This window comes from Novosphingobium sp. ST904 (assembly GCF_001298105.1).
In the GTDB taxonomy this organism is placed as follows: domain Bacteria; phylum Pseudomonadota; class Alphaproteobacteria; order Sphingomonadales; family Sphingomonadaceae; genus Novosphingobium.
The window spans coordinates 120,654-128,609 of record NZ_LGJH01000154.1 but is presented as its reverse complement, the minus strand read 5'-3'; the positions used below and the strand labels follow the sequence as shown (position 1 = coordinate 128,609).

Sequence of the window (7,956 nt, the reverse complement as noted above, 5' to 3'; positions counted from 1 at the left end):
CACCCCGCGCCAGAAACAGTGGTACACCCCCGAGGGCGAGGCCGAGATCATGGCCGCACAGTGCCTCAAGGCCCGCATCCAGCCCGCCGACGTCGCCGCGCTCTGCCTCTTCCTCGCCTCAGACGACGGCGCCATGTGCACCGGGCACGACTACTTCGTCGATGCAGGTTGGAGGTGACATGACGCCTGAATCCATTCTCAACGTCGGCGCCACGCTGGGCGAAGGTCCGGTCTGGACAGGCGATCGCCTGTGGTTCGTGGACATCAAGGAGCATCGCCTCTACCGCCACGACCCGGCCAGCGGCATGCTCGACATGTGGCACGCGCCCGACCAGATCGGCTGGGCACTGCCGACCGCACGTGGCGACATGATCGTCGGGGTCAAGACCGGCCTGCACCGTTTCAGCCCGGAAACCGGCGACTTCGCGCTGCTGCACAATCCCGAGCCGACCCGTCCGGGCAACCGGCTGAACGACGCTGCCACCGACCCTTCCGGGCGCATCTGGCTGGGCTCCATGGACGACAGCGAGACCGAGGCGTCTGGCGCGCTCTACCGGCTCGACAAGGGGCACTGCGCGCATGCGGGACTGCCGGAGGTGGTCATCACCAATGGCCCGGCGATCAGCGCTGACGGGCGGACGCTCTGGCACACCGATACGCTGGCCAAGACCATCTGGCGCGTTGCGGTGGACGAGGACGGCGCGCTCGGGAAACCGGAACTGTTCGTCACTATCGAGGACGGCGCCGGATGGCCGGATGGCTGCGTGATCGATGCCGAAGGCTGCCTCTGGACCGGCCTTTTCGGCGGCTGGGCCGTCAGGCGCTATGATCCGGCGGGCAAGTTGATGGCTACGGTCAGATTCCCGGTGGCAAACGTCACCAAGATCGCCTTCGGTGGCCCCGACCTCCGCACTGCCTTCGCCACCACCGCACGCAAGGGCTTGTCCGCTTCCGAACTGGAGGCACAGCCGCTTGCCGGCAATCTGTTTATGTTCGATGCCGGGGTTTCCGGATTGCCGGTTCATCTGGCCAACAGCTAGGTTCACGACCTGGGGTCGCATCCAGACACACAGAATATCGAATGATATCGATCAAGGGGAATAGAGGAATGACTGCGGCGCAGACCGGGGGCGAAGCCCGGATCAACATGGCGTTCATTATCGCCATCGTGGCCGTTGCCACGATCGGCGGGTTCATGTTCGGCTACGATTCCGGCGTTATCAACGGCACCCAGAAGGGGCTCGAAGCCGCCTTCGACCTTGGCAAGCTGGGCATCGGCTTCAATGTCGGGGCGATCCTGGTCGGTTCGTCGATCGGTGCGTTCGCGGCGGGCCGCATGGCCGACATCATCGGCCGGCGCGGCGTGATGATGCTGGCGGCGGTGCTCTTCTTCTTCAGCGCGCTCATGGCAGGCGCGGCCGGTTCCTCGGTGATCTTCATCATCGCGCGCATCATCGGCGGCCTCGGCGTCGGTGCGGCCAGCGTGATTTCGCCGGTCTACATCTCGGAAGTGACGCCTGCGGCGATCCGTGGCCGCCTGTCCAGCGTGCAGCAGGTCATGATCATCACCGGCCTTACCGGCGCCTTCGTCGCCAATTTCGTGCTGGCCCGGTTTGCCGGTGGCTCCACCGAGTCGCTCTGGCTTGACCTGCCGGCCTGGCGCTGGATGTTCTGGTTGCAGTCCATCCCGGCCGCGATCTACTTCTTCGCCCTGCTGATTATCCCGGAAAGCCCGCGCTACCTCGTCGTCAAGGGTCACGAACAGCGCGCTCACGCCGTGCTTACCCGCCTGTTCGGCACTGCCGAGGCAGACCGCAAGGTCTCTGAAATCCGGGCCAGCCTTGCTGCGGACCATCACAAGCCCAAGCTTTCCGACCTGATCGACCGTGCCAGCGGCCGGGTTCGCCCGATCGTGTGGGCTGGTATCGGCCTGGCCGTGTTCCAGCAGCTCGTCGGCATCAACGTGGTGTTCTACTACGGCGCCACCTTGTGGGAAGCGGTGGGCTTCTCGGAAGACTACGCGCTCCAGACCAATATCCTCTCGGGCGTGCTCTCGATCGGCGCCTGCCTTGCAACCATTGCCATGGTCGACCGCATCGGCCGCAAGCCGCTGTTGCTGATCGGCTCGGCGGGCATGGCGGCCACGCTCGCGACCGTCGCCTACGCTTTCTCCACCGCCGTGACCGGCGCCGACGGCGCGGTTTCGCTCCCCGGCCACAACGGGGTGATCGCGCTCGTCGCCGCCAACCTCTACGTGATCTTCTTCAATATGAGCTGGGGCCCGATCATGTGGGTCATGCTTGGCGAGATGTTCCCCAACCAGATCCGTGGTTCCGGCCTTGCGGTTGCGGGCTTCGCGCAGTGGATCGCCAATGCGGCGGTTTCGGTAAGCTTCCCGGCACTGGCCGTGAGCCCCGGCCTCGCGGTGACCTATACCGGCTATGCCTTCTTCGCCGCCGTTTCGTTCTTCTTCGTCCGGGCCATGGTCAATGAGACCAAGGGCCGCGAACTGGAGCAGATGGAAGGTTGAGAAATCCCAGGGCCGCCGCGCTCCACCGCGGCGGCCCTGGGACTCCGGCATGAATATCCGTTTCGTCGGATCGGAGGGGCGACCGGTCGCGTCGCGCCGCAGCCCCGGTGGCCCTTGGCGGTTTTGATGGTCACAGACCGGATGTGGCCGCCAAAAGGAACGCTGTGCGACAAGCAAACCTCTGGAATGCCTGCGAAGAGCGGGACAATCGTCTGCCGGACAATCTGAACGATGGAGCTCGCCGGTCTCAGGCTATCTCGATCGCGCGCGTGATCTGTATTCTCGGCGTGGTCTACGTCCATGCCTGGACCGGCCTCAGCGGATACGATCTGGAACTCGCACGGGGTAGCGTGCAGGAAGATCTCCGCTGGGTGCTGATGGAAATCTTCGGGCACAGCGCCGTGCCGCTGCTCGGGTTGATTTCAGGCTGGCTGGTGGCCGGATCGCGCACCACGCTGCAGTGGCGCATCCACCTGCGGCGCAAGGCCAGGACGATCCTCGTGCCCATGGTCCTGTGGAATGCGCTTGCGGTGCTGCTGGTTTCCGGTTCCGCATGGTTGTGGCACCTTCCGGCGCCGACGCCGGATTCCGTGCGCTGGGTGGTGGAGGAAATCTTCATCGTCACGCGCAATCCCGACATCAACGTCCAGATGCCTTTCCTGCGCGATCTTTTCCTGTGCATGGTCCTGGCGCCGCTGTTGGTGAGGATGCCGAGCCGCGCACTGGCGGTTCTGGCGATGGGCGCGGCATTCTGCCAGATTTTCGGCTTCGGGCCGCCGGTCTTCATGCGCGCGGCCATTCCGTTCTTCTTCATCCTCGGCATTCTTGCACAGCGCGGCGGCATGGCGGAGCGTGTGGCGAAGGCCCCCCTTTGCGTGGAGTGTCTTGCCGTTTGCGCTCCTGATGCCGGTGCAGCTCTATCTTTCGCTGCGGCTTGACGGGCGGCCGGTCGATCTCGGCACTTCGGCGCTGGACCTTGCGGTGCGTGTCGCTGCTGCGGCGGCCTATTGGCGGTTGTCGTGGGCACTGGCCGGAAGTGTCGCCAAGGACGCGCTTCTGAAGATGGAGCCTTATGTTTTCCTGCTGTTCTGTTCGCACCTGATCCTGATCTGGCTGGGCGGGCCGGTGCTCGGGGCCCTGTTCGGAAAATTGGGTGCGCCGCTCTATCCGGTGTACCTGGTTGCGCAGCCGCTGATCGTTCTGGGCGCGGTGGTTGTAGTGGGCACCTTGCTTGCGCGGACAGTGCCCGGACCGGCGCGGCTCCTGAGCGGGGGCAGGCTCAGGGCGGCCTGATCCCCTTTCGGCCGGGCCTCTCTGGAATCGCGCCGTTCCCAATGCCGCGATTCCGCGCTATGGGCGCGCCATGCATACTGGTCGTGTCGAAACGGAAGCCTCGGGCGGAGCGGTGAAGCCGTTGCCGCTAAGCGTGGCCGCGCTCTATCAATTCACGCCTTTCGCGGATTGCGATAGCGTGCGCACGCCGCTTTTGCGGCTTTGCGAGGAGCAGGGGATCAAGGGTACCCTGCTGGTGGCGCATGAGGGCATCAACGGCACGGTCGCCGGTTCGCACGAGGCGATTGCACGCCTGCTTGAGCATATCCGCGCCTTGCCGGGCTGTTCGGAACTGGACGTGAAGCTCTCCAGCGCCGAGACGATGCCGTTCCACCGCATGAAGGTGCGCATCAAGCGCGAGATCGTGACCATGGGCGAGCCGGACATCGATCCGCTGGCGATCGTGGGCACTTACGTCGAACCGCAGGACTGGAACGCGCTCATTTCCGATCCCGATACGATCGTGATCGACACGCGCAACGACTATGAAGTCGCCGTCGGCACTTTCGAGGGGGCGATCGATCCCGGCACGCGGACTTTCCGCGAGTTTCCCGAGTGGTTCCGGGCCGAGCGCGAGCGCCTGCTGGGCGAGGGCAAGCCGCCGAAAGTGGCGATGTTCTGCACCGGCGGTATCCGCTGCGAGAAGTCCACCGCGTTCCTCAAGCAGGAAGGCGTGGAGGATGTATTCCATCTCAAGGGCGCATTCTCAAGTATCTGGAGACGGTCTCCCCGCAGGAAAGCATGTGGCAGGGCGAATGCTTCGTGTTCGATCAGCGGGTGACGATCGGGCATGGGTTGGTCGAGGGCACGCATCTGCTGTGCCATGCCTGCCGCCGCCCGGTCAGCGCGGCCGAGAGCCGGTCGGACCGATACGAGCCCGGCGTCAGTTGTCCGGCCTGCCATGACGAACGCACGGACGAACAGCGCGCCTCTTACCGCGAGCGACACCGGCAGGAGGAACTGGCGGCGGCGCGCGGTCAGGCCCATGTCGGCGCCGTTCGCGCGGGCAAAGAGGACGCCGGCGCAGACCGACCGCAGTGACCGCGAACGCGCGCCCCGTCCTCTACAGCTTCCGGCGCTGTCCCTACGCCATGCGGGCAAGGCTGGCTTTGATGATCGCGGGTGCCGGCTGCGACATTCGCGAGATCAAGTTGTCGGCCAAACCGGCGGCGATGCTGGAGGCTTCGCCCAAGGGGACGGTTCCAGTCCTGGTCCTGCATGAGGGCGCGGTGGTCGACCAGAGCATCGATATCATGCGCTGGGCGCTGGCGCGGCACGATCCCGAGGGCTGGCTCGGGCGTGACGATCCCGCGCTGATCGCGGCGAACGACGGTCCCTTCAAGCACGACCTCGATCGCTACAAGTACCCCGATCGTCATGGCGCCGATCCGCTGGTCCACCGGGAAGGCGGCCTGACGTTCCTTCGCGAACTGGATGCGCGGATCGCCCCGGAAGGGCAGCTTTGCGGAAGCGCGCGAGGGCTCGCCGATGCCGCGATCATGCCTTTCGTGCGACAGTTCGCCGCGACCGATCCGGCATGGTTCGGCGGCCTGGCCCTGCCGCATCTCAAGGCTTGGCTGGAAGGCCATCTCGGTTCGGCGCTCTTCGCTTCGATCATGGTGCGGTTGTCGCCATGGCAGGAGGGCGATACCGCGGTGCCCTTCGCGATCGGGGATGGACCGTCCGGCCAAATCCAGTAAGGCGGCCCGAAGCGATGATGAGGGCTAAGTGATGGCGACGAAGACGATTCCCGGCGATGTGCCGCAGCAGAACGTCTACCGCAGCAATGCGCGGGTGCTGGTTGCCAGCCTCGTCGGCACGGCCGTCGAATTCTACGATTTCTATATTTACGCTACGGCTGCCGCACTGGTGTTCGGGCCGCTGTTCTTCCCGGCCCATTCCGCCTCGGTGCAGCAGCTTGCGGCGTACGCCAGCTTCGGCATCGCCTTCATCGCGCGTCCGGTAGGGGCAACGCTGTTCGGCCATTTCGGCGACCGTGTCGGGCGCAAGTCCACCCTGGTGGCGTCGCTGCTGCTGATGGGCGGGGCGACCGTGCTGATCGGCTTCCTGCCGACTTACGAGAGCGCCGGCTGGCTGGCGCCGCTGATGCTCTGCGTGCTGCGCTTCGCGCAAGGGCTCGGGCTTGGCGGAGAGTGGGGCGGCGCGGCGCTGCTCGCGGTGGAGAATGCGCCGCCGGGTTATCGCGCGCGCTTCGGGATGTTCCCGCAGCTGGGTGCGCCGGTCGGCTTCATTGCCGCGAACGGCCTGTTCCTCGTGCTGACCATGACGCTGAGCGATAGCGATTTCGCGACCTGGGGCTGGCGCATTCCTTTCGTATTGAGCGCGGTGCTGGTGGGACTGGGCCTGTGGATCCGCTTCCGCCTTTCGGAAACGCCGTCCTTCGCGGCCGTTCTCGAACACGAGCCTGCCCGGTCGATCCCGCTCGTCGAATTGTTCAGGACGCATCTGCGCCAGACCCTGGCGGGGACTTTCGCCGTCGTCGCCTGCTTTGCGATCTATTACCTGACCACCGCCTTCGCCCTGGGATATGGCACGACCACGCTTGGCTATGACCGGCAGGCGTTCCTCGGCGTGCAGCTTTTCGCCATCCTGTTCATGGCGGTCGGCATCGTGGTGGCGGGCTATGCGGCGGACCGTTGGAGTTCGCGCGGCGTGCTGATTTTCGGCAGTGTCGTTGCGGTGATCGTGGGACTGGCGATGGGCCCGATGTTCGGAGCGGGATCGCTGGCGGCGATCGCGGTGTTCCTTTGCCTTGGCCTGTTCACGATGGGGCTGGTCTACGGCCCGCTGGCCTCTCTGCTTCCGCAGCTGTTCAGTGCCCGCGTGCGCTATACGGGGGCGTCGATCGCCTTCAATGTCGGCGGGATTCTGGGCGGCGGCTTTGCCCCGATGATCGCGCAGACACTGGCGGACCGGGGCGGGGTGCTGTTCGTGGGCGCTTATATCTCCGGCGCGGCCGTGCTGACCCTGATCGGGCTCCTGACTATCCGCAAGAGCACCGAACAGGACTTCGTCATCTGACCGGGGCCGCCGGGGCTGGCATGCCTTCGATGGCCGGCGTGTCAGGGCGTCAGAGGCTCCAGTCCAGCTTCACGCCGATCGTGCGCGGACGGATGATCGATCCTGCTGGCACCGCCTGGGACGTGAACGGTGCGTTGAGAATGCCGAACTTGTCGAAGACGTTGTTGGCGAAGGCCATCACGCGGATGTTCTCGCCAAGACCCATCGAGGCACGAAGGTCGAACACGTTGAAGCCGCCGCGCCTTGCGTCGTTTCCGAAGGCGACCGGCGCCTTCGAAAGGTAGCGGTGCGCGATCTCCAGGCTGGGCGCCCCGGTCACGTCCGCCAGTTCGAAGCGCAGGTTGTTGGCCACCGACCATTTCGACGATCCCGGCAGCGTGGTGCCCTTGTCATAGCCGCCGCCTACGGCGAAAGTATCGGGCAGGAACTTGCTGAGACGCGCGTCCTGATAGGTCACGTTCGAGCTGAAGCTGACGATGCTGTTGATCTGAAGCGCGCCCGAGAACTCGACGCCGTCGATCTTAGCGCCGCCGGCATTGGTGACGTAGGAATAGTAATAGGGTGCGTCGGTGAAAAGGCGGGCCTGGATGTCGTTCCACTCGATGTGGAAAGCGGCCATGTCGATCGTCAGGCGATTGCCGAAGAGCGAGGTCTTCACGCCCGCTTCGTAGTTGTCGACGGTATCGCTCTTGTAGCTGGTGGGAATGCCCGTCAGGATCGCCGCATTGGGGTTGGGGCCGCCTTCGCGGTAGCCCTGCGAATAAGTGGCATAGGCCAGCATCGTCTCGCCGGGCTTCCATGATAGCGAGACCTTCGGCGTGAAGCCGTCTTCCTTCTGCTTCACGCCGAAGCTGGAGGGCGCGATGGTGTAGCTGCCGGGGGCCAGCGAGCCCGGCGCATTGGTGATCTCGGCAGAGTTGCGGGTGTTGTAGTAGCGGCCGCCCAGCGTCAGGGTCACGGTAGGCACGAATTCCCAGGAAGCTTCGCCGAACACGCCCCAGTTTTCGTTGCTGGTGTCGGAGAGATAGCCGTAGATGGCATCGTTCGGGGCG

General features: G+C 65.1%; 6 protein-coding genes and 2 pseudogenes. 7 read left to right on the top strand and 1 reads right to left on the bottom strand.

Annotation, left to right across the window (positions count from 1 at the left end):
* From ADT71_RS18440 to ADT71_RS18410, 7 genes and pseudogenes are all read left to right on the top strand, one after another.
* Positions 1-178: SDR family oxidoreductase (locus tag ADT71_RS18440; protein WP_156336561.1), on the top strand; the 178-nt coding region annotated here is incomplete at its 5' end.
* 1 nt (position 179) lies between these two features.
* Entirely contained in the window at positions 180-1,040 is an 861-nt protein-coding gene (locus ADT71_RS18435) for an SMP-30/gluconolactonase/LRE family protein (protein WP_231636023.1), read from the top strand.
* A 68-nt stretch (positions 1,041-1,108) separates the two neighbouring features.
* The gene (locus ADT71_RS18430) at positions 1,109-2,530 is read left to right on the top strand and encodes a sugar porter family MFS transporter (protein WP_054439100.1); all 1,422 of its coding nucleotides are present in this window, start codon (positions 1,109-1,111) and stop codon (positions 2,528-2,530) included.
* A 212-nt stretch (positions 2,531-2,742) separates the two neighbouring features.
* Positions 2,743-3,823, top strand: a pseudogene (locus ADT71_RS18425) (acyltransferase).
* Between the two features lie 70 nt (positions 3,824-3,893).
* A pseudogene (locus ADT71_RS18420) lies at positions 3,894-4,903 on the top strand (rhodanese-related sulfurtransferase).
* Entirely contained in the window at positions 4,900-5,562 is a 663-nt protein-coding gene (locus ADT71_RS18415; protein ID WP_082370443.1) for a glutathione S-transferase, read from the top strand. The pseudogene ADT71_RS18420 and the gene ADT71_RS18415 overlap by 4 nt, the downstream one beginning before the upstream one ends.
* 31 nt (positions 5,563-5,593) lie before the next feature.
* Positions 5,594-6,904, top strand: coding sequence for an MFS transporter (locus ADT71_RS18410; RefSeq protein WP_054439132.1), 1,311 nt, complete (start codon positions 5,594-5,596; stop codon positions 6,902-6,904).
* A gap of 49 nt (positions 6,905-6,953) precedes the next feature.
* Here ADT71_RS18410 and ADT71_RS34085 read toward each other — a convergent pair whose 3' ends face one another.
* A complete protein-coding gene (locus ADT71_RS34085; protein ID WP_231636027.1) occupies positions 6,954-7,940 on the bottom strand; it encodes a TonB-dependent receptor in 987 nt (328 codons plus the stop codon).
* Between the last annotated feature and the right edge of the window lie 16 nt (positions 7,941-7,956).